The sequence below is a fragment of the Paenibacillus sp. FSL M8-0212 genome (genome assembly GCF_038004645.1).
Classification (GTDB): domain Bacteria; phylum Bacillota; class Bacilli; order Paenibacillales; family Paenibacillaceae; genus Paenibacillus.
This window is the reverse complement of sequence record NZ_JBBORP010000001.1, coordinates 6,306,285-6,329,505: the sequence shown is the minus strand read 5'-3', so window position 1 is coordinate 6,329,505 and position 23,221 is coordinate 6,306,285. Positions and strand designations below refer to the sequence as shown.

The following is a 23,221-nucleotide window of genomic DNA, read 5'->3' as shown; positions in this document are numbered from 1 at the left end:
GGAGTCCAACCGCTTGCGATTGGGGACTCTAAGTTAAGGCTTTTCTTTGGCTTGACGCTGGATTTCCTTGGCTGTTAATGCTTTATCATACACTCTTACGTTATCCAGACTGCCTTTGTAGAACGGATCAGCCGCATAACGACTCTTGCCCACATAAGCTTCAGTTACCTTTAGATCTTTCGGGTTAAAAGTAATCTCAGAGCTGCTTGCAACCGATGTACCATTCACATATAGAGTACCCACATCACCCTGAAGGGATACAGCCACATGAACCCACGCTTTGGAAGGCAGTGGATTTGCTGCAATCAGGTTCTGATCTCGACCCTCATTATGAATGGTGAATTGTAGCGCTCCATTATGCTGGGAGGGAGTAAGGAACATATGCCTGGTCAAACCATTTCCAAAGTCGAAAATACGCTGCCAGGACCCGCCGCCGTCCCAATTGACCCAAGCGCTAAACGTGAAATCCGTTGTATCTGTAATGAGTCCAGGTAACTGTATGAAACTGTCTGTCCCATTAAATGTGGCAGCCTGATTTTTGCCACCGGCAGCAGAACTGACCACGTTAAAGGCTTGTCCGTGATATTCGTTTTTACTGGAATCCTGTGCGACTTTGGCAAGTTTTTTGTGTTCAAAAGTATACTCCCCGAGCAACGGGCTTACCGCTTGCTTTGGAATGATAACGTTAAACGTTTTGGAGCTTACCGCAGTTCCTTTACGAATCGTTGCGGTTAATTTTACTTTGGCATCGCCCTTACCGGCGCGTGGTCGCTGTACTACACCTGTAGTGGATAGAACCGAAGTATTGGAGCTTTTCCACGTAATCTCTGCATCACTTGTTCCCTTGGTAGGCAGAGACAGATTAAAGAACACTTGATCTGTATTACCAATGCTCAGATCCTTTTTCACCGCATCTACAATGTCTTGATTACTCCGTTCAACACCTTGACTTCCCCAGATGGCTATCCCGGAGGAGGAGAGGGCGCTAAAGGTCAGAACCGTACTTTGAGATTCCGAATTCCATTCATGTGTGAAAACGCCTTTGTACAAAACGTTATTCGAAGTGATCTGAACCTTGTTGTCTGCACCAAGACTCCACGTTCCTGTCACGGCACCATGAATCTGCCCATCTGCCGTGAACTGAACGGTCTGGGATGGCTTGATGTCCGCCGTGATGTCCTTACCATGATTCACCCATTGGTACTGACCGGCGATCTCCTGAGTTGTCAGTTGCGTGGTATCTTCTCCCAAAGCCGCATAGCGATATGGAGAAACAACGGGCCAACCATCTGCATTCATATGCATCTCATGTACGCGAACTTCATGCTCTTCGCCACGCCCTGGAAAGCGGGTATGGAAGATGAGAAATTGTTTGCCAGTCTCCGGATCAACATAAGCAGAGTTATGCCCTGGCGATACATAGCCGCTACCTAGGCCTGTGCCCGGATCACCGATCTGTCTCTCGAACAGGAAGTTCCCCATCAATTTGACTCCAAATGGCTCAATAGAACGATCATCAAACAACGGTTTATCCTTGTCCGCTTTAACGTTGATCAAATCGTTTCCTTCCGCATCGAGGAAAGGCCCATCCGGTGTTTGGGAGCGAGCAACACGAATGTTGTATCCTCCATCAGCACCTAGTCCACCGTAAGACAGGTACAGATAATAATAATCGGTTTCGGGACTGTAGAGCATATAAGGTGCTTCAATACGACTATGATTGCCTCCGGTCAGCTTTTTGCCATAACCTTGATTCGGCAGTGGTTTACCTGTCGTTGCATCCATCTCCAGAATGAAAATCCCTCCGGAATATGAACCATACACCATCCATAACTTGCCGTTTTTATCATAAAAGACATCAGGATCAACCACATTGGGATGAATCGTTGCATCGTAAATGGTACCATCCTCACTGATCTGATCCCACATGCCGGATTTCAACAGAATGCCTTGATCCTTATAAGGGCCTTCGATATTGTCTGCGACAGCAATGCCGAGCGCTGATCGCGGGGAGTCCCCTTTACAAGCATTGTAGTACATATAAAATTTGCCGTCCGCGAGTTGAATGACATCTGCTGCCCATAACGTATCCGTCTGCGCCCACTCCAACCCTTCAGCGAATTCCTTGGTTACATTGGGGACAACAGGATTGTTATCTGTAACGCCGGAGGCGACGAGATCCCAGTTCAAAAAGTCTTTGGACTTAGCTACTTGCAGGTGTGAACCAAAAATATAAAACGTATCATCCACCTTAATGATGGAAGGGTCATGCACAGAAACATTTTTGAATGATGGAGCAGGAGTTGCGATAGTTGTGGTGGAAGTCTGCGAGTTACCCACGGGTGCCTCTGAACCATTTGCGAACACCGAGACCGGTGCCAAAGTTGTTGCAGTAAGTAATGTGGTGCTTAGTACAGAAATGTTAAGTACGCGTACCCAATAACGTTTCATACGTTTCCCCTTTCCTATTTCCCGGAATGAAAAATAACCCGATACTTGGCAACACACGATATAAGGTTCGGCAGACCTCCTTTGGGTATTTCATTATATCAAGCGCTTTCATTTGTTATATTATCAATTGGTTTATATGTTTGTAAACCATAAATATGATGTTTATAAGACTAAAATGAATAAATAAAGAGAGACGGAAAGAGCTCATAAACCTTCTAAGATTCAAATAAACCAGTCATCTTTCTCAAATTTAGGATTGAAATTAGGTTATGTGATGGGATATTATTACGTTTAGATTAGGCATTTAACTATTTATCAATCATTTTAAACTTATACGAATTAAAGGTGAGTATTCTTTAACGACAATTCCCAACTACATAGGAGGTAAGAACATGACCACATATCAAAATCAGTTGATTGCACAATACAAGTTTGAAGATACCGTTCAGATCGGGAAGGACAGCTCGGGTAAGGGACATGATGGTATAGCCAAAGGTGAGATTCGACCTGTGATATCCGAGTTGAAAGGCAGAACGGCGGTGACTTTTAACGGGGGAGCGAGTGGAACCTCTTATCTGCAATTACCCTCGAATCTGCTTCAGGATGTAAGCGATAACACTGGAGTTACTATTGCCACTTGGGTATTTCTCGGCAAAGGGTCCAATGTGTGGGAACGCATTTTTGACTTTGGCAAAGGCGAGAAGGGGCCGTATATGTTTCTGACGCGTCAGCTTCTGAGTACGTTATATGCCGGCGATAATCTGGTTGTCCACCCAAGTCGAGGAGTTGCAAGCGGAGAATGGTTGCATATTGCACTCTCCGTAGCGGGCAGCCAAGGGGGAACGTTGAGCAGTGCGGGTCCAATTGTATATGTGAATGGGGAGAAGGCCGCAGACGGCTCGATCAGTCAGACATCCAGTGGCAATTATGCCAAATTGCGCGAATGGTTTGATTCTTTCACCGATCCCGAAAATTATAGCCAGAATTATATTGGACGTTCCCAGTATGCAGCGGATGTGGATTTTGCAGGTTCGTTATCCGACTTTCGGATCTATGGGTCAGCGCTCACCATGGATGAAGTCATTGAAGTGATGTGTGAGTCACTGACAGATGAAGCGATTGTAAAGCTTGCGGCGGACAAGTACTTGTCCTTCCCCAACCGAATCATCACCAAGGATGTATCATTACCCGCAGACTTGCTGGGTGGTAAAGTGTCTGTTGAATGGAGCTCCAGTAAGCCGGAAGTCTTATCCGAGAGCGGAGAAGTTCAGGTGATCACATCAGCACAAGAGGTTACGCTCCGTGCGCTTCTGAACAGAGGTGATCGTAAGCTGAGCCAAAGCTTTGACGTGTCTGTTCTGCCAGCACATGTCGCTCCCTATACCGTCACCATCCATGGAGATCAGAAGGTGGCTGATATCAGTGAAGTCATGTATGGGCTTTTCTATGAGGATATTAACAACGCGGCAGATGGCGGAATCTATGCAGAGCTTGTTCAGAATCGATCATTTGAATCCTTTGCATTTGATACGTACTCACATGATTCTGGAGAATGTGGTTGTTCGACAGGTCGAAATCGTGAACCTTTGTTTGCCTGGTCAGGCGATACGGAGAAAATGCTCGTACAGCATACGGATGGACTAAACGTTCACTTTAACGTGGAAGACCCTGAAGTAAATGCTTATTATGTAACGGTTCAGGATGGGGCAACGATTCGAAATCGTGGATTCTCAGATTCCAACCAGCATTGTGCCATGTCCATCAAGCAGGGTGAATCATATGACTTTACCGTATGGGCAAAAGCAGAATCGGCAGGAACGATGACTGTTCAATTGCAGGATGGAAGCGACACTTCCATCAGTGATTCGGTAACGCTGCATGTTGAAGGCGGGAACACATGGAAGAAATACGGTTTGTCTCTGATCGGAACGGAGACTGTACTTGGTCAACTGGCACTTACGTTTGCAGGTGACATCTCCATCGATATGGTGTCCTTGGTCCCTCAGAATGTATGGGGAGCTGATCGGACAGAAGAGGGAATATCGGCTACAGCACATGCCAACTACACAGCTAACCCGAACTATCGATTGAGAAAAGATCTAATCCAGGCACTCGCAGATCTGCATCCGAAGTTCTTGCGTTTTCCGGGAGGGTGTATCTCGGAGGGATCTTTTATCTGGGATAACGTATATGACTGGAAGGATTCTGTGGGTCCGGTTGAGCTCCGCAAAGAAAATTATAATGTCTGGGGTTACATGATGACGATGGGGCTTGGTTATATGGAGTACTTCCAACTGGCGGAAGATCTGAATGCCGCTCCAGTTCCAGTCATGGCTTGCGGTGTGTTATGTCAGGCACGATCGGATTATGCTCACCCTGCGGGCGGTGCTTTAAGGGATTATTATATCAGCAACTTTACAGATCTGATTGACTTTGCGCTCAGTACAGACTTTGAACACAACGAATGGGCGGCGGTACGAAGCCAGATGGGACACCCTGAACCGTTTGATCTTCGTTATCTGGGCGTAGGCAATGAGAACTGGGGCACTGAATTTTTTGCCAACTTCGAAGTATTCAAACGTTCAATAGATGAGTACATGAAACAGAACTATCCTAATTATGAGCTGCACATTATCTCGACGGTGGGTGCTCAGGCAGATGATGATGCGTACCAGGAAGGATGGAAATTCCTCAGCGGGAACCTCACCGGGTCAGCTCAGGTTGCTTTTGCAGATGGTACTGAGGTGATTGAGGAGACCGTAACTTGGTATGAAAATCAGGACAATTACATGGACACCATCGCAGATGAGCACTACTACCGCTCCAATGAATATTTGCTGAATAACGTGGATCGGTACAACTATTATGACCGGGCCTATCTTGAAGACGGAAGTATCGATTGGAAAGAAACATCCAAAGTATTTGTTGGAGAATATGCTTCCACGGACAAAAACACGCTGGCAGGTGCGGTTGCAGAAGCTGCGATCATGACTGGATTTGAAAATAATGCAGACGTTGTTCGTTTGGCAGCCTATGCGCCATTGTTCAACAAAGTACTAACGGACGGCACCTACCGCTGGACGCCAGACTGCATCTGGTTTGATGATGAAACAGTATGGTATACACCGAATTATTATGTACAGCAGCTTTTTGCAAAACATGTAGGAAATCAGGTACTTGAAACTTCGTTCTCGACATATAGCAAAGGTAAACCGCTGAATCTCATTCCACGTGGCGGCATCGAGATTGCAACAGGTCATGCAGACATCGTGGTGAAACGAGTCACGGTCACGTCCAATGTGGATGGTACCATACTGCTAGATGAAGATTTCAGGGAACGTACACAGCCTAGTGAGGCATGGAACCAGATTCCCGGATCGGAAGGATATACGTTAACCGAAGGGAAAGGACTCATTTTGAAGGCACAATCAAGTGGATTAAATGGATTGTATCAGCTGAATGACGAATGGACTAATTACCAAGTTCACGTTGAGGCTGAAAGAATTTCAGGTGAGGATGGTTTTTACATCGGTGTGGGACTGACGGATATCTCACCGGAGAACAAGGATGTCATCGAGTACGCAATCAGTTACGGGGGAAATGCCACGGGAGTGAAGGTGTACAAACAAGGGATCGAAGGTTACACATTAGGAGATTATTCATCGAGTTCAGCAGCAGGTAACCTAAGAGCGGCCAACTATGAACCACTCGAGAATGGGACCGATTATACGATTACGGTTAACTATGGTGGGGACACAGGAAAGAATCTGATCTGCTCCTATACAGATGGTCACAATATCAGCAAAGTTCTGGATTACAAGCTGGAAGCTTACAACCGGGAAGTATTCCACTCTGTTACGAAAGATGAACGTTATGTGTATGTGAAACTGGTCAATGCAGATGGTGTGGATAAATCAACCCGGATTTGCCTTCAGGATCTGAAGGTGGATGCTTCAGCCAGATTGATCACACTTACTGGAGAAGATCATTTGGTGCATATTCCAAATGTGAATCAGAAGAATGATGAGAAAGTGATTCCCCAAGAACAGGAGATTACACTGTCCGATACATCGGTGGTGGTTAATTTAGCCGCTCATTCAGTGAATGTATTAGTGATGGAGATCTTGAATTAAATCAACATCGTGAACAAGAGACCGCGGATATCGCGGTTTTTTGGCGTTCCCAATCTGTCGATTGACGATCAAAGAACGAAAAAAAATGGTGCTCTCCTAAAGGGAGGTACCATTTTTTGGAGGTCTGATTATTTGCGTTTTAATAACAAAACGCCACTGATTGCTGAGGTTTTATGGCGGTAGACCACTTTGAATCCAATATCATTGTCCAGCAAACAGTTCAATGCATTAATCAATAAAGCGCCAGGAACCAACGTGAATGTACACGGAGCTGTGTTGCCAATCACACGCACACTCTGGATTCTGCGCGCAGAACCAGGAACGAGGGGATTTCTTGACCAATAGATTAATACCAGATCCGGTTGCGGAACAGCATTGACACGAGCCATACTAATCATCTCTTTTCTATTAGATTCTTTATAGTAAATGACAATGTGAAGTAGAAGGTGCTAGACAAAAGACGTCATGAGCAATAAATGGGGATAACACCTTCCATTTATATCTAGTGCCTGTGGAATTCACATCAATTCATAGGTATAACAGATACTCATAAATGCATTTTCAATCCCATACATATATTCTGGAGGTGATTGGGATGAGCAAGGAACCTATGGATGAGAATAAAAAGATTGAGCAAAGAAATACCTTTCTACGGGATAATAATGGCAAAGAGATGTCTTCCAACGAAGGGGTTAAAATATCAGATGACAGCAACTCGCTAAAAGCGGGGGATCGCGGACCCACGCTGCTTGAAGATTTTCTGATGCGTGAGAAACTGTCTCACTTTGATCGGGAACGCATCCCGGAGAGAGTTGTGCATGCCCGAGGATATGGAGCTTACGGTGAATTTGAGTTATATGAATCACTTGAAGAGTTAACGATGGCTCATTTTCTTCAGAATCCAGATGTGAAAACACCGCTGTTTGTTCGTTTTTCCGAAGTTGCCGGTTCCAAAGGGGTTAACGAGACAAATCGGGATGTACGTGGGTTCGCCGTGAAGTTTTATACCGAGGAAGGCAATTTTGACTTGGTTGGCAACAATATACCTATTTTTTTCATTCAGGACGGGGTTAAGTTCCCGGATTTGATTCATGCGGTAAAGCCGGAACCTAACAATGAAATTCCACAGGGCTCTACTGCACACGACACCTTCTGGGATTTCATCGCGAATAACCAAGAGTCGGCTGCTATGGTCATGTGGATTATGTCGGATCGCACGATACCACGGAGTTTTCGAATGATGCAGGGATTTGGAGTACATACCTTCCGACTGGTGAACAAAGAAGGCAAATCCAGGTTCGTGAAATTTCATTGGAGACCCATACTTGGTATGCATTCTTTTGTGTGGGATGAAGCTCAAAAGCTGGGAGGTGCAGATCCGGACTTTCATCGCAGAGATCTGTGGGAGAACATCAATGCGGGCAATTTTGCGGAGTTTGAACTCGGATTACAAGTTTTGGAGGAAGCAGATGAATTCAAGTTTGATTTTGATATTTTGGATGCAACAAAATTATGGCCAGAAGAAGACATTCCAGTGCGAATCATTGGCAAAATGACGATTAACCGCAATGTCGAAAATGTATTTGCTGAAACGGAACAGGTTGCTTTCCATCCAGGTAACATCGTACGTGGCATTGACTTTAGCAATGATCCGTTGCTTCAAGGGCGACTGTTTTCGTACACAGATACTCAATTGGCGAGGGTGGGCACGAATTATCAGGAGCTGCCAATCAATCGTCCGGTATGCCCTGTACATAACAACCAGCGGGATGGAGCTTCCCGGTTTACGATTGATCAGGGGAGAGTTGCCTATCATAACAATTCGCTTGCCAATAACTCACCTTATACTGTGCCGGGAACAAAAGGGGGCTTTGTGACATACCCTTCCCCGGTGCAAGGTCTTAAAGAACGGAAAACGGCACCCAGCTTCCTGGATCACTTCTCACAGGCACGTCTATTCTGGAATAGCATGACAGGCTTGGAGAGAAGCCATATTATTCAAGCACTCACGTTTGAACTTGGGAAGGTAAAGGATGTTTCCATCCGTCAGCAGGTTGTCAATATGTTGGGTCATATCAGCACAGAGCTGGCGACCATTCTGGCCGTGGAACTCGGAGTCAATGTACCTAACGTCCAAGAATCTCCAGTGACGAAGTCATCTCCTGCGCTCAGCATGGCAAATACGGTGTTTTCTCCCAAGACATTGCGTGTAGGAGTGATTGTTGGGGAAGGATTTGATGGACCGAGCACACAATACATTTTGGAAGAGCTTAAGGGAGTGGGACTTCAACCGGTCATTGTTCATGAAAGACAGGGTGTGGTGCGTGGAACAGGGAATGTGGAACTCAAGGTGGACGACAGCTTTTTGACCGGCTCGCCCTTGGTATATGATGGTCTGTTCATTGTTGGAGGAGAGAAGGAGAACAATTATGTTCAGAAATATACCCGATCCTATGCCACCGAAACGTACAATCATTTCAAACCGATCGGTGCTACACCGACGGGTGCAGCAGTGATCCAGCCTGTCGGCATTATAGGCAAACCTGGCGTCATTGTGGAACAGCAGCCTGCGGCGTTTGCAGAGCAATTCATTCAAGCGATGACCCAGCAGCGCTTTTGGGATCGGACATAGCCACGTGGGATAAACTGGACATGGGAAGTTCATGCGTCTAAACTAGATAGACCAGACACACTAAGAAGGGATGCGCCGATCCAAACCATGTTGCAGAAATTCGGGTTTACACAATATGAAAGTCAGGTATACGAGGCTATATTTGCCCAGGATGAACCGCTTGATGCCACATCGATTGTTAATTACTCCAACGTTCCCAAAGCCAAAATCTATGAAGTGCTCAATCGCCTGATCGACAAGGGAACGGTGCTGACAACGATGGATGGGAAGAAGAAACTATATATGGCTGTGGATCTTCAGTCCATTATTCATAAGATCAAGGCTGATTTTGAGAAAAATATTGAGGAGTTGAAGAGTTACAAAATCAAACGTACATTTACGGATGAGCATATTTGGACGTTAAAAGATGAGTCGTCCATCGCGTCGAATATCGAACAGCTTATCGAAGAAGCAGATTCATCGATTCTTTTTCTGGCCTGGAATGAGCGAATGGAGAAATATCGTGAACTGCTGGAGCAGAAGGAAAAGCAGGGCGTTTACGTTGAAGTGCTTGCCGTTGGGGGTATGGAGACATCCTTAAACCGGATATACTCGTTGATTCCATTGCTTGATGCGCCGGAACCTTCACAGCTGCTTATTGTGGATCATGCATATCTGCTGTTTGCTGGTGTAGAGCACGATTCATGGCGAGCGATCAAGACGATGTCCAAACCGATTGTTAAAGCGATGACTGATTATTTCTATCATGATGTTGCCCTTACTCAAATTACCAAAAAATACGGTGACCAACTGTTACAGGATGCTGAAATCGAGAAACTGCTCACCAGATTGATCTATTAAAACTATTCTTTTGAAGAATAGTTTTTTTTGTTATATCTTTGTTTGAAAATAATCATGAAAATAACTATTGAAACTTTCATTCTTATGGGTTACTATCGTAGTTGTAACTTTTGAGGAGGATTCAAAAATGAATAAGAAAGTATATGTGCTTGCTATCGCAGCATTTGTGGTCGGAACCGTTGAACTGATTTTGGGCGGGATTCTGGACCTGATTGCTACGGATCTTCATCTTTCTCTGGCGAAAGCCGGGTATTTAATCTCTATTTTCTCACTTGTCTATGCGTTGTCTGCACCGATTTTATTAAATATGACGGCCAGATTCGAGCGTAAAAAAGTATATATGTGTACGCTGTTTGTATTTCTGATCAGTAATCTGATCTCTGCGTTCAGTACCAGCTTTTATATGCTGATGGCGGGCAGAGCACTTGGAGCCGCAACGGGTTCACTTATTTTTGTGCTCTCCCTGACCCTTGCAGCACGCATCGTGGAACCACAATATAAAGGACGCGCCGTGGGGATCATTACCATGGGAGGCAGTGCATCACTTATCCTGGGTGTACCACTTGGTATCTTTGTAGGCAACTTGGCGGGCTGGCGTGAGGTGTTTATGTTAATTTCTATTCTGACCGCAGTGGTTATGGTAGCGATCTGGATTGCGATGGATCGTGTGCAGCCTATACCTGCTGTATCCCTGAAGAAACAGCTTACGGCTCTGTGGAATCCAAAAATGTTGGCAATCCATGCTACGACTTTGCTTGTTCTCGCGGGTCATTTGACGTTATATGCATATTTCACACCATTTCTGCAAGAAACGCTGGGTGCCAGCGCGACGATGGTTACCTTTATCTATATGATGTTTGGGATCGCCGCTGTTGCAGGTGGAGGCATTGGGGGCATGTTATCTGATCGTCTGCATCCTGCTAAAGCCATTGTCATTGTGCTGATTCCCTTTATCGTGAGTATGGCTGTCATTCCGTTCAGTGTGGGCTTGCCTCTGATCGCCTTCTTGCTGCTGTTAAGCATCTGGAGTGCACTGAGCTGGACCGTTACGCCTGTACAGAATAGTCTCATTATCAAAACTTCGCCGGAAACAGCCGAAACGCTAATCAGCACCAACTCAGGTATTGCACATGCAGGTATTGCACTGGGTACCTGTATCGGCGGCATGGTGATTGATCACTCATCGATTCTGAACACCGGATGGGTTGGTTCTGTTCTGATTCTGCTTGGTTTGGTGTCTGCCATCTATGCCATTAGTGTTAAGGAAAAAACCGTTCAGGCGGTTGCCTAGAATAAAGAAATTAGACAAAAATTTGAACCTCTTCATTCCCATAGACAATGGGTGTAGAGGTTTTTTGCTATTTTACGATAGTATCTTAGAGCAGATTAAACTATTTTCATATAGACTGAAACTTGCTTTATTCATCGTAATCTATATAATTAAAAGAGTTTTAAAAAGTGTCATCTAATGTCGAACTGGATGATATACACAGAGGGGGCGATGATCATGACTACGAAAACAGAAAAGCAAAAAATGCTGGATGGCGAGCTGTACTTGGCTTCGGATCTTCAATTGACTGAGGACAGAGAGTATGCAAGGAAAATGACGCGGACGTTCAATCAAACGACGGAAACGGACGGTGAGCTTCGCACCAAGTTATTGAAGGAACTGTTGGGATCTACAGGTGAACACCTGGCCATGGAACCTAATATTCATGTGGATTATGGATATAACATTCATGCAGGCAATCATTTTTATACCAATTTTAACTGTACGATATTAGATGTGTGTGAAGTACGTATTGGAGACCATTGTTTAATGGGGCCTGATGTACATATCTATACGGCTACTCATCCACTCCATCCGCATGAACGTAATACGGGTGCAGAATACGGCAAGCCAGTCACGATTGGCAATAACGTATGGATTGGTGGTAGAGCCGTTATTAATCCGGGGGTTACCATTGGAGATAATGTGGTCATTGCTTCCGGGTCTGTCGTTACAAAGGATGTTCCGGATAATATGATCGTGGGCGGTAATCCTGCTAGAATTATTAGAGAGATTGAGCTTTAACATATTTATAGATAGAAGATGGGAAGTGCTTACGAAATGATGACTGAAAAAGAAAAATCTCAATTAGGGCTCTTGTATAACGCCAATTATGATCAAGAGTTAATTGAAGAGCGTTTACATGCCAAAGGGCTTTGTTACGATTATAACCAGCTTCATCCAGCCAAGATCAACGAAAGAGAAGCGTTAATCAAGAAACTGCTGGGGAAAACGACGGATCGTTTCCTGATTGAACAGCCATTTGTATGTGATTATGGTTATAATATTGAAATTGGTGAGAACTTCTATAGCAATCATAATATTGTCATGCTGGATGGGGGGAAAATCAGTTTTGGAGATAACGTTTTTGTTGCTCCCAATTGCGGATTTTATACAGCAGGCCACCCTTATGATGTTGAGCAGCGCAATGAAGGTCTGGAGATCGTTGGACCCATCACGGTGGGCAATAATGTGTGGATTGGTGGCGGTGTGACAGTCCTTGCTGGTGTGACGATTGGAGATAATACGATCATCGGCGCAGGGAGCGTAGTGACCAAGAGTATACCGTCTGGTGTGATTGCTGCGGGTAATCCTTGCAGGGTCATTCGCAAGATAACAGAAGAAGACAAATCAAAGTACAGCAGGGATCTAGTGAAGAACATCTAGTGAAGAATAAATAGTGAACAACGTGATAGTCGCTAATGATAATGCCCGATGTGTATCATCGGGTGTTTCTTTTTGAAAATAAAAATAAAATCCCCCAGACAGAAAACATGCCAAGGTATCATATAACCGACACTTTTTCATGTGATATGTCTGGGGGATAGAAGAATGTATCTGTTACATTTGCTTAAAAAACCTTAACGCTGCAAACTTTTCCCGTTACTGCTGATCACTTCTTTGTACCAATGGAAGGATTTCTTGCGATAACGTTCGAGTGTTCCTGATCCATCGTCATGACGATCCACATAGATATAACCATAACGTTTTTTCAACTGGGCAGAAGACGCACTGACCACATCAATACAACCCCATGATGTATAACCCATAACTTCAACGCCATCTTCAATAGCTTCACCAACTTGAACCAGATGATCATTCAGATACTGGATTCGGTAGTCGTCTTCAACTGTTTTCTCGCCGTCAGCACCCGTGATCAATTCATCAACAGCACCAAGACCATTTTCTACAATAAACAGTGGTTTTTGATAGCGGTCATAGAACATGTTAAGCACATAACGCAATCCTTGCGGGTCAATCTGCCATCCCCATTCACTTGCTGGCAGATAAGGGTTAGGTACACCCCCAAGCAGGTTACCTTCACCTGCGATTTGTTTCTCCGGGTCTGCTGTCTGACAGATACTCATGTAATAACTGAAAGAGATAAAGTCTACCGTATTCAGCAACATTTCCTCGTCGCCAGCTTCCATCTGAATCTCGATTCCATTCTCCCGGAAATAACGTTTCATATAACCAGGGTAGCGACCTCTTACATGCACATCACCGAAGAAATAGTTGCTATGTTCGAATTCCATGACTTTAATCATATCGTCTGGATTCGGTGTCAATGGGTAGGTAGGCATACTGAGCATCATACAACCAATCTGTGCCGTAGGAATGATCTCATGACAGAGCTTCACAGCGGAAGCACTGGCTACAAACTCATGATGGATCGCCTGATAGAGATCTTGCTTGCTAAGCTTTTCCTTCGGCGTATAGATGCCACCGCTCATGAATGGTGCTTCGAGAATGGAATTGATTTCGTTAAAAGTAAGCCAGTATTTTACTTTGTTTTTGTAACGGTTGAAGACAGTGGTTACATAACGCTCGTAGAATCCAACCATTTTCCGGTTAACCCAGCCATCGTATTCTTTGGACAAGTGAAGAGGTGTCTCATAGTGGGATAACGTTACGAGTGGTTCGATCCCGTATTTGTGACACTCGTCAAACAGATCGTCGTAGAATTGCAGTCCTTCTTCATTTGGTTCCAGCTCGTCCCCTTTTGGGAAAATACGGGACCAGGCGATGGAAGTACGGAATACCTTGAAGCCCATCTCGGCAAACAGTTTCACATCTTCCTTGTAGCGATGATACAGATCGATACCGATCAGTTTCATGTTATCTTCGGTTGGTTCTTCCGTGATTGGGCCCATGATACCTTTGGGAGCTACATCCTGAGTAGATAATCCTTTGCCGCCTTGATTGTATGCACCTTCAGCCTGGTTGGCTGCAATTGCGCCACCCCACAAGAAATTTTCCGGGAATTGATAGGTTTGATTTTGAGAGTTGCTCATGTGTATCGCTCCATTCATCAAATATTTTAAGATGATTCAGTTATGACATAAAAAAAGCTTAAACGTTGTAACGGGTTACACGTCAAGTTTTACTTTTGACCCCAATCTAAGGCATACTATTATTCTAAATAAGTTCAACTAAAATTTACACGAAAACGGAGAGGACAGAAATAACCAGAAGAAGCGAAGCGGTCGCCTGAAAGCTTTCTGCAAGAAAGCTACATCGGAAGCATACGCTATCCCCGGATTTTCCCTTTTAGATAAGGGAATCAAAAAAATCTGGGGATAACAGCGATCGGAAGGTTGTTCTGTCATCGAAGTGCCAGTGTAAATAATCTTAGTTGAACTTATACAGTTCGTTAGCAAGAAGGGAGTCTCCGATGTCCAAGTTTGATGAAATTATGAAGCGGTCCGGTTACTCAAAAGCGACGGTGTCACGCGTGATTAATCATTCTCCGCATGTTAGTGATGAAGCAAGACAGATCATAACGGATATTATGAAACAGTTGAATTATATTCCCAACCGGAATGCAATATCGTTATCTACAGGGCAAACAAAACAGATTGGAATTGTGACCTCTACCACAGGTGAGATCATTCTTACATTCATGAATCAATTCATTGATACAGCCATGGATTTTGGGTTTCAGACGATTATCTATACATCCCGTGGAGATCCAGAGATTGAATTGCAGGCGTTCGAAGATCTGCGCAGTAAACGAGTTGATGGTCTAGTTATTATTGCTTGTGTCAATGATCCTCGGAAATTAAAAGCTTATATGGAGTATGGGCCCATTGTCTCCTGGCAGCGAATGGGGAATGACGAGATTCCGTCTGTCGCGATGGATCAGGCAGAAGGGTATAAGTTAGCTCTGGAGCATCTGGTATCAAGAGGATACACCCGAATTGCCAATGCATTTGGCAGGGCTGAAAGTTTGAATACCCAGAGCCGCCGTGAAGCCTATGAATCTTTCATGAAGAGCAGAGGGTTGCATGTGTGGACTGAAGCATATCAATATTCCGTATTTAGCTCCTCCGACGGCGAAGAAGCGATGCGAAGAATGGCTGAGGGACCAGAACTTCCACAGGCCGTATTATGTTCGAATGATTATGCAGCCATCGGTATTCTGAGTGAAGCACGCAGACGAAATATTCAGGTACCGGAACAACTCGCCATTGTGGGGTTTGATGATATCGAGCTTTCCCGTGTTCTTGGAATCACGACCATACACAATCCGATTGCGGAGCAAGCCACCCAGGCTTTCCATCACTTGTGGGCTGTATTGGGTAAAACAGAGTTGAAGACAGAGCAGCTGACATACCAGCTGATTGAGCGTGAGACAACTTGAATCCATAAGACCTGATGTGGAAATCTGGTTTTATGGATTCAATAATTATTCAAATTTGAAGCATCTTCGAATCGGACACATACGTTATACTGAATATGAGCTTCAGAACGACATATCTGTACGGAGATGTGGCGTGAGGTTTTTGTATCATGTTACAAGTTACATATTTCACAAACGATTAGCAGGAAAGGTGAGAATGGACTTTATGAAGACAGTGACAGGCCGATTCAGAATTGCGGGTATATGGGAGGGTGTATCCTTACTTCTGTTGATTTTTATTGCTATGCCTCTGAAATATTTTGCAGATATCTCTTCCGCTGTAGCTGTAATGGGCATGATTCATGGTATTTTGTTTCCTTTGTACCTTATTGCGCTAGTTCACTTGGCTCTGGTCAAAAAGTGGAAGATAACGCGCTGGCTGATGGGTGGACTGGCCGGTCTTTTGCCGTTTGGAACTTTTGTATTTGAATCTTATCTTCGGAAGAGAGATTGGAAATAAAAATCAATATGACTAAATGAAAGCAGGCGACTAATTCAGATGTTATCCGAATTGTCGCCTGTTACTTTCTGTATAAGTACTACTTTACTGTACCTTGTTGACGATCGGACAGCAGGCTGACTCCAATATCGCCAGAGGCATTCGATACAGGTGCATATGCCGAGAAGGAAGTAACAACTACCAGCGCAGTGAACAGAAACAAGAATGATTTTTTCATACCATAACCTCTTTCATATGGGGATATATTCCATTTGATTCTAACGCATATAGGCTATACTTGAAAAGAAAAAGTTTAAATGAGCAAGCTATTGAATGACTGAAAGGGTTGAGCTTCTATGAAAGATATTCATGAGTTAACATCCATAGAAATGGTTGAAGAAACTATTCAACAACATGAATTGGTTTTTTTGTATGTATCTCGGCCAGAGTGCAGTGTATGTCACGCTTTACTCCCCAAGATCAGGGTGTTGCTTGAACCTTACCCATCAATATACCTGGGTCACATTAATGCTAATGAAGTGGAAGAGGTTGCGTCCAAGTTTCTTATTTTTACCGTTCCAACAATGATCATGCTTGTGGAGCAGAAGGAATATATTCGAGCGGATCGTTTTGTTCGCTTGGAACGTCTGGCAGAGCAGCTGCAACAGATTCACTCCATGTATATCCAGGATGAGGAATAGAAAGCAAAGTTACAGGAACAGCGGCTCATACATGAGCCGTTTTTTTTCACCCGCAGTGGCATATAGCTATATATAAAGTACATGATGTCTGAACTCGCAAATTAAAGTGTTGCCATGAAAACGGTTTTATGATAATTTAAACATTATAAAAACGTTTTTATAGTAAAGGGACAAAACTTATGGCAAAGATAACGATTAAAGATGTAGCAAGGGAAGCGGGCGTATCCATATCTACAGTCTCCAACGCCTTGAATGGTGTGGATGTCTTGAACCCGGAGACGAAATCACATGTTCTTAAGGTGGCAGAGCGTTTAAACTATGTGCCTAACCTGAATGGTAAGCTATTGAAGTCCGGTCAAACCAAAATGCTTGGTTTTTTCACTACAAGTGTATCGGGTCCGTATTTCTATAAGCTGGTTGAGTCAATGTCTCGCGAATGTGATCGTCTTGGGTATGGGCTGAATGTATTTGTGACCAAGGATAAACACGTTATTATGAGTAATATTCTGGGTCGGCGGGTGGATGGTGTCATTATCTACGAAGAGCTTCGGATCGACGAGCAAGATATTATCGCCATGGAGAAAGACAAGATCAAGGCGGTTTTTCTGGATCGGGTCTATCAGAGCGATACGATGGGAAGTGTCATTTTTGACTCGTATGTAGCGGCTTATGAAGCAACCAAGTATTTAATTGGGCTGGGGCACAAGAAAATTGCTTATATTTCGGGTGTGGACACGATGTTTGACAGTGTGCAGCGTAGAGACGGCTATTTGGCTGCCCTGCGTGAATACCAGCTTCCGATCGATGAAGATTACATTATACAGGGGTATTTTGAGGAGGAAAGCACATATAGTGCGATAAAATCTTTTCTTCATTTGCACCCCGGCAAGCGGCCAGATGCATTTCTTGCGGGGAATGACTTGAGTGCAATTGGCTGTATGCATGCGTTGAAATCTGAGGGTTTTGAAGTACCTCAAGATGTTAGTGTCGTGGGTTTTGACGATATTGATATTGCACAGTATTTTTCTCCACCGCTCACAACGGTAAGAAATCAAATTGCAAGACAGGGTATCCTGGCAATCAACCAACTGGTGGGGATGATCAAGGAGAAAGAACAAGGGGCTGCGCAAAAATTGGCGGGTGAGCTGGTGGTGAGAGGTTCAAGCCATGTGAAGATCGACCGGAAAGACTACCGTACATAAGTTGATTCAGCGTCTTCTCCGGTCTTTTTTTACATAATTAAAAACAAAGGGGTTTTTTATGCCGAAAAATAAAAACGTTTTTATAAACATTCATACATGATGGAGGGGAGTAAAAAAACGTGGATAAATTAGCCGTAGAGACATCAACTGGTAAAAATACGATCAATCCCAATGGGAAGAAACCCATCGGACAACGAATCAAAGAATTCGTCGTGGATTATCGAAGACAATGGGAGATTCAATCGATGATTATCCCGGGCATTATCTTTATGATTATTTTCTGTTACATCCCGATTTACGGTTTGACAATTGCCTTCAAAAATTACACAGTCATTGATACACTGGCTACTGCTCCATGGGTAGGACTCGATAATTTCAGAATCATTTTATCAGACAAATACTTCTGGGATGCAGTCGTGAATACGCTGGGGATCAGTTTCTTGAAATTAGGTATCGGGTTTGTCATTCCGATCATTCTCGCGATCATGATCTACGAGTTAAACAGTGGACGATTCAAGAAATTTGTGCAAACGGTTTCATATTTACCTCACTTTTTGTCCTGGATCGTACTTGGGGGAATGCTGATCACCTGGTTTTCAACCACGGGGTTATTTAATCAATTGTTGCTTAGCCTGGGAGTGATCTCGCAACCGCAGAACATTTTGCTGGATGCAGGCAAGTATTGGTGGATTGCTACCTTATCGGATATTTGGAAAGAGGCAGGTTGGGGAACGATTCTGTATCTGGCGATCATGGCAAAGATTGATCCAACGTATTATGAAGCTGCCAAAATCGATGGTGCAAGCCGTCTCAGACAGATCTGGAATATCACATTACCTAATATGAGATCAATTATCAGCCTAAATCTGATTCTAACTGTAAGCGGTTTATTGGGGTCGAATCTGGATCAGACCCTGGTGCTCATGAACTCCCAAAACCGCGACAAAGCGGAAGTCATCAATTCATACGTGTATCGTATGGGGATGTCTCAGGGTGACTTTTCATATGCAACGGCCGTTGGCTTGGGTGTCTCAATCATCTCTGTCATTCTACTCGTCACGGCAAACAAAATCACAAGCAAATTAAACGATAATCAATCTGTGTTGTAGAAGGAGGCATCCCGCGTGAATGGAAAGGTGGCAAAAGAAGATCTCGATAGTCGGATCTTTGATACCTTAAACATGATTTTGTTAATCATCTGTACGATTGTTATTCTGGTTCCGCTCTGGAATGTCATCATCTCTTCCTTTAGTTCAGGCAAGGCACTGGCGGAAGGTGGATTCATCTTCTGGTCACCGGAATTCTCGCTGGAGAATTACAGAGCGGTATTCAATGATCAGGGCATCTGGCAGGCATTCTTCATATCAGTTTCCAAAACAACGATTGGCGTTGTTACACATGTGTTCTTCTGTGCCATGGTTGGTTACGGTCTCAGCAAAAAGTACATAAGAGGCCGTAAATTATACGTTGCCATGGGGGTCATTACGATGTTCTTCTCGGGCGGCATGATCCCAACATACCTGTTAATCAAATCACTTGGATTGTTAAACAGCTTCTGGGTGTACATTATTCCGGCGTTGTTCAGCTTCTATGATGTCGTGATTCTGATGAATTTCTTCCGGAATGTCCCGGATTCGCTGGAAGAATCGGCCAAGATTGACGGCGCAGGGGATTGGCATATTTTCCTGAAAATCTTCATTCCACTCTCCATGCCTGCCATGGCTACAATTGCGCTATTTAATGGGGTGGGGCAATGGAACGACTTCATGACGACCAAGTTATACATTACCGATCAGTCACTTTATCCACTTCAGATGATGCTCTATGAGATTATCGTTCAGTCCCAGACACAATCCATGCAAAATGTCGGGGGTTCCGCTGTGATTGAAACAACAACCAAAGGCGTACAGTTAGCCACGATTGTCATTACAACACTCCCTATCGTGCTGATCTATCCCATCGTTCAGAGATACTTTATCTCGGGAATGATGCTGGGTGCGGTCAAGGAATAAGAGCAACAAACACCCCATTTTGAGGAGGAACAAAAATATGTTGAAGTTGAACAAGGCATCAGGCAAAAAAGGGATAAAATTGCTCGCAACACTGCTCACAGCCGTACTTATGATTACAGGTTGCAGTGGTGGATCGGGGGGCTCCAGTGAAGGGAACTGGGTATCCATTGAAGATCGTTATACGGTCGACCCGGAAAAGCCAGCTTGGCAGTTGGATAAAAAGGAAGAGGCTACCGACCTGACATGGTACGTCAATGCGGACTGGTGGAACACTGATTTTGGCAAGGACATTGTTACCAAGAAAATCAAAGAGGATCTGAACATCAATATTAAATTTATCACGGGTGATGATACCAAGTTAAACACCTTTTTCGCGGGTGGAGATATGCCTGATTTGTTGACGGTGTTTGACTCGAATTCTCCAGTGGTGCAAAAAGCTGCAACTTGGGCTATGCCGCTGAATGATCTGGCGGAGAAATACGATCCTTACTTCAATAAAGTTGCGGCTGCCGATACATTGAACTGGTTCCAATTGGCGGATGGTAAAACCTATGGTTACCCGAACTATTCCAATACACAAGAGGATTATGATAGCGGTAACATTCCTGCCAAAACGGCATTTATCATTCGTAAGGATGTGTATGAAGCATTGGGCAGCCCTGTTATTGGAACGCCAGAAGAATTCCAGCGTGTGATGAAACAAATTAAGCAAGAGTTCCCTGCGTTGATCCCTTTTGGATTCAACTCCATTGGTGAAGGAACAGGTTCACTCGGAGATACGTTGCAAGATTTCATCGGTGTTCCGTTGGAGACCGAATCAGGAGAATTCTATGATCGTAATCTAGATGAAGATTACCTCACGTGGCTGAAGACATTAAACACTGTGTACCGAGACGGGAATATCAGTGATGACAGTTTTGCCGATGATGGAACGGCTTTTGAGGAAAAAGTAAAGTCCGGTAAATACGCGACCATGTTGCTTGACGGTACACCTCAACAAGGAGGAAACCTGCAAATTTACATGAGTGCCAACCCGGGCAAGGAATATATTGCAATTGATGGTCCGCAGAGCACCAAAGGTAATGCACCAACATTGAATCAATCCGGGATAACGGGGTGGATGATCAATTTCATTTCCAAGGACTGTAAAGATCCGGCCAAGGCCATTCAGATATTCACATACTTGCTGAGTGAAGAAGGACAGACGCTTATGAATTACGGGATCGAGGGGGAAACCTACCAAACCAAAGCCGACGGTAGTGTAGAATTGCTGCCAGCAGTGAAAGACCTGCAACTCAATAACGCGGATCAATTCAAAAAGGATTATCGGATGGGTGAATTTATGTTCTTTGGTCATGACCGCCACAAAGCACTCAGTGCAGATGCTTTTCCGGAAGCGATTAAACAGATGCAGGAGTGGGGCAAAGGCAAACTGAAACCACACTTCATTCTGGAGAATATTAGCCCGGATCAAGGTACACCTGAAGCTCGTGCGTTGTCAGCAATCAATACGAAGTGGAATACAACACTGGTCAGTATGGTACGTTCCAAGGATGATGCCTCGTATGACAGTGCACTGGCTTCTTACAAATCATTTTTAGGTGAAAATCGGTGGGAAGAGATTGTGAAGGTACGTAGTGAAAAGATGAAATTGAACAAAGAGAAACTAGGCATTCAATAATAGAAATACAAAGGAGAATCCTATGACTACATTTAAAATGTACAAATCTACGGGTGAAGAAGATTTATTCGTATCTCTACCCCAAGAGCAATTGAAACCACTGGATGCTGATAAGGAGAAAACGACCATCCATCTGGATGATCAGTTAACGTATCAGGAGATGGACGGATTTGGTGCTTCTTTTACCGATTCATCTGCTTATTTGATCAACCAAATTTTGAATGAGGAGCAGCGGGATGAGGTCATGAACCGACTATTCCATCCGGAGAAAGGGATCGGGCTGTCAGTCATCCGTAATCCGATGGGAGCTTCGGACTATGCGAGAACGATATACAGTTATAACGATATGCCAGAACAGCAGACAGACCCGGAATTAGCCCAATTCAGCATTGCACATGATGAAGGGGACGTTATTCCTTTAACGCAAAAGGCGTTGGCATTGAATCCTGAACTGAAGCTGTTTGCTTCACCATGGAGTGCACCCGGCTGGATGAAAACGAGTGGATCAATGATCACCGGACAGTTGAAGGCTGAATGGTATCCCGTTTATGCTGAGTATTTCGTGAAATACATTCAAGCGTATGGCAAGCATGGATTACCGATCCATGCCATCACACCACAGAATGAGGCGCTCTATGAACCGGGACATTATCCTGGTATGTTGATGCCAGCTGAAGCTCAAGCAGATTTTATCAAGAACCATCTCAAACCAGCCTTTGTGCAAAACGATATTCAAACCAAGATTCTCTGTTACGATCACAACTGGGATCAACCGGACTACCCCTTTACCGTACTGGAACAAGCGGGAGAGGAAGTGGATGGCGTAGCCTGGCATTGGTACGGGGGCGATGCTTCTGCTCAAACGAAGGTTTATGAAGCTTTTGCAGGGAAAGAAGTGCATTTCACTGAAGGTTCGGGTGGAGAGTGGATTCCGCCATTTGAGCAAGCCTTCTCAAATGTGATGCGAACGGGAATTCAGATTCTTCGCAATTACAGCAAGTCCTTTGTACTTTGGAATATGGCACTTGATGAGAACAACGGGCCAACCGTTCCTAGATTTGGCCGCAGTACGTGCCGTGGGATCGTACAGGTGAATCAGCAAACAAAGGAACTTACGTATACACTTGATTATTATGCTCTGGCTCATTTTAGTGCTGTGATCCGTCCGAAGGCTGTTCGGATCGAATCAACATCAAGTGATGATGGAATTTGTTCTGTGGCTTGTAAAAATGCCGATGGTTCCGTAGCTTTAGTCCTCTTCAATGACGGGGAGGAGACGGGCAACATACAGGTTAAGCTGCGCGATGATGTATTGATGAAGTTCCAGCTGGAAAGCAAGAGTGTCTTGTCCGTATTAATCACAGATTTATAAATGGATGAGTTATACCAGGCTTCATC

At 44.3% G+C, this 23,221-nt stretch carries 18 protein-coding genes; 14 read left to right on the top strand and 4 right to left on the bottom strand.

Annotated elements, in window-relative coordinates; genetic code table 11:
- Nucleotides 1-33 precede the first annotated feature (33 nt).
- A complete protein-coding gene (locus tag MKX68_RS27630) occupies nt 34-2,451 on the bottom strand; it encodes a family 43 glycosylhydrolase (protein ID WP_340914957.1) in 2,418 nt (805 codons plus the stop codon).
- 392 nt (nt 2,452-2,843) lie between these two features.
- On the opposite strand from MKX68_RS27630, the gene MKX68_RS27625 reads away from it, so the two are divergent.
- Complete coding sequence (locus MKX68_RS27625; protein ID WP_340914953.1) at nt 2,844-6,584, top strand: alpha-L-arabinofuranosidase C-terminal domain-containing protein; 3,741 nt, start codon at nt 2,844-2,846, stop codon at nt 6,582-6,584.
- 128 nt (nt 6,585-6,712) lie between these two features.
- Here the strand turns inward: MKX68_RS27625 and MKX68_RS27620 are convergent, their stop codons facing one another.
- On the bottom strand, nt 6,713-6,973 hold the full coding sequence (locus MKX68_RS27620) for a hypothetical protein (RefSeq protein ID WP_315935216.1): 261 nt from the start codon (nt 6,971-6,973) through the stop codon (nt 6,713-6,715).
- Nucleotides 6,974-7,179: 206 nt separating this feature from the next.
- Between MKX68_RS27620 and MKX68_RS27615 the strand changes: the two genes are divergently transcribed.
- The 5 genes from MKX68_RS27615 to MKX68_RS27595 all read left to right on the top strand — a co-directional run bounded on the left by MKX68_RS27615 (nt 7,180) and on the right by MKX68_RS27595 (nt 12,772).
- A complete protein-coding gene (locus MKX68_RS27615; RefSeq protein WP_445671095.1) occupies nt 7,180-9,216 on the top strand; it encodes a catalase in 2,037 nt (678 codons plus the stop codon).
- A gap of 87 nt (nt 9,217-9,303) precedes the next feature.
- Nucleotides 9,304-10,056: a TrmB family transcriptional regulator gene (locus tag MKX68_RS27610; protein ID WP_340914950.1), complete on the top strand. Its 753-nt coding sequence runs from the start codon at nt 9,304-9,306 to the stop codon at nt 10,054-10,056.
- Between the two features lie 127 nt (nt 10,057-10,183).
- Nucleotides 10,184-11,347: an MFS transporter gene (locus tag MKX68_RS27605; protein WP_340914948.1), complete on the top strand. Its 1,164-nt coding sequence runs from the start codon at nt 10,184-10,186 to the stop codon at nt 11,345-11,347.
- 216 nt (nt 11,348-11,563) lie between these two features.
- On the top strand, nt 11,564-12,130 hold the full coding sequence (locus MKX68_RS27600) for a sugar O-acetyltransferase (protein ID WP_340914946.1): 567 nt from the start codon (nt 11,564-11,566) through the stop codon (nt 12,128-12,130).
- A 39-nt stretch (nt 12,131-12,169) separates the two neighbouring features.
- On the top strand, nt 12,170-12,772 hold the full coding sequence (locus MKX68_RS27595) for a sugar O-acetyltransferase (protein WP_340914944.1): 603 nt from the start codon (nt 12,170-12,172) through the stop codon (nt 12,770-12,772).
- Nucleotides 12,773-12,966: 194 nt separating this feature from the next.
- Here the strand turns inward: MKX68_RS27595 and MKX68_RS27590 are convergent, their stop codons facing one another.
- Entirely contained in the window at nt 12,967-14,400 is a 1,434-nt protein-coding gene (locus tag MKX68_RS27590) for a glycoside hydrolase family 1 protein (protein WP_340914942.1), read from the bottom strand.
- Nucleotides 14,401-14,780: 380 nt separating this feature from the next.
- Here MKX68_RS27590 and MKX68_RS27585 point away from each other — a divergent pair, with 380 nt between their 5' ends.
- Entirely contained in the window at nt 14,781-15,749 is a 969-nt protein-coding gene (locus tag MKX68_RS27585; protein WP_339784070.1) for a LacI family DNA-binding transcriptional regulator, read from the top strand.
- Between the two features lie 205 nt (nt 15,750-15,954).
- The gene (locus MKX68_RS27580) at nt 15,955-16,248 is read left to right on the top strand and encodes a DUF3817 domain-containing protein (protein ID WP_036608336.1); all 294 of its coding nucleotides are present in this window, start codon (nt 15,955-15,957) and stop codon (nt 16,246-16,248) included.
- A 79-nt stretch (nt 16,249-16,327) separates the two neighbouring features.
- On the opposite strand, the gene MKX68_RS27575 is transcribed toward MKX68_RS27580, so the two are convergent.
- Nucleotides 16,328-16,465, bottom strand: coding sequence for a hypothetical protein (locus MKX68_RS27575; protein ID WP_167350856.1), 138 nt, complete (start codon nt 16,463-16,465; stop codon nt 16,328-16,330).
- A gap of 118 nt (nt 16,466-16,583) precedes the next feature.
- Between MKX68_RS27575 and MKX68_RS27570 the strand changes: the two genes are divergently transcribed.
- From MKX68_RS27570 to MKX68_RS27545, 6 genes are all read left to right on the top strand, one after another.
- The gene (locus MKX68_RS27570; protein WP_340914939.1) at nt 16,584-16,928 is read left to right on the top strand and encodes a thioredoxin family protein; all 345 of its coding nucleotides are present in this window, start codon (nt 16,584-16,586) and stop codon (nt 16,926-16,928) included.
- A 179-nt stretch (nt 16,929-17,107) separates the two neighbouring features.
- Nucleotides 17,108-18,130, top strand: coding sequence for a LacI family DNA-binding transcriptional regulator (locus tag MKX68_RS27565; RefSeq protein ID WP_076330992.1), 1,023 nt, complete (start codon nt 17,108-17,110; stop codon nt 18,128-18,130).
- Nucleotides 18,131-18,249: 119 nt separating this feature from the next.
- Nucleotides 18,250-19,239, top strand: a complete 990-nt coding sequence (locus MKX68_RS27560; protein ID WP_339784069.1) for an ABC transporter permease — start codon at nt 18,250-18,252, stop codon at nt 19,237-19,239.
- A gap of 15 nt (nt 19,240-19,254) precedes the next feature.
- A complete protein-coding gene (locus tag MKX68_RS27555) occupies nt 19,255-20,142 on the top strand; it encodes a carbohydrate ABC transporter permease (RefSeq protein ID WP_017688674.1) in 888 nt (295 codons plus the stop codon).
- Nucleotides 20,143-20,179: 37 nt separating this feature from the next.
- Nucleotides 20,180-21,823, top strand: coding sequence for a sugar ABC transporter substrate-binding protein (locus MKX68_RS27550; protein WP_340914936.1), 1,644 nt, complete (start codon nt 20,180-20,182; stop codon nt 21,821-21,823).
- A 22-nt stretch (nt 21,824-21,845) separates the two neighbouring features.
- Nucleotides 21,846-23,195 (top strand): glycoside hydrolase family 30 protein, encoded by a 1,350-nt coding sequence (locus MKX68_RS27545; protein ID WP_340914934.1) that lies wholly within the window; start codon nt 21,846-21,848, stop codon nt 23,193-23,195.
- The last annotated feature ends 26 nt before the right edge of the window (nt 23,196-23,221 follow it).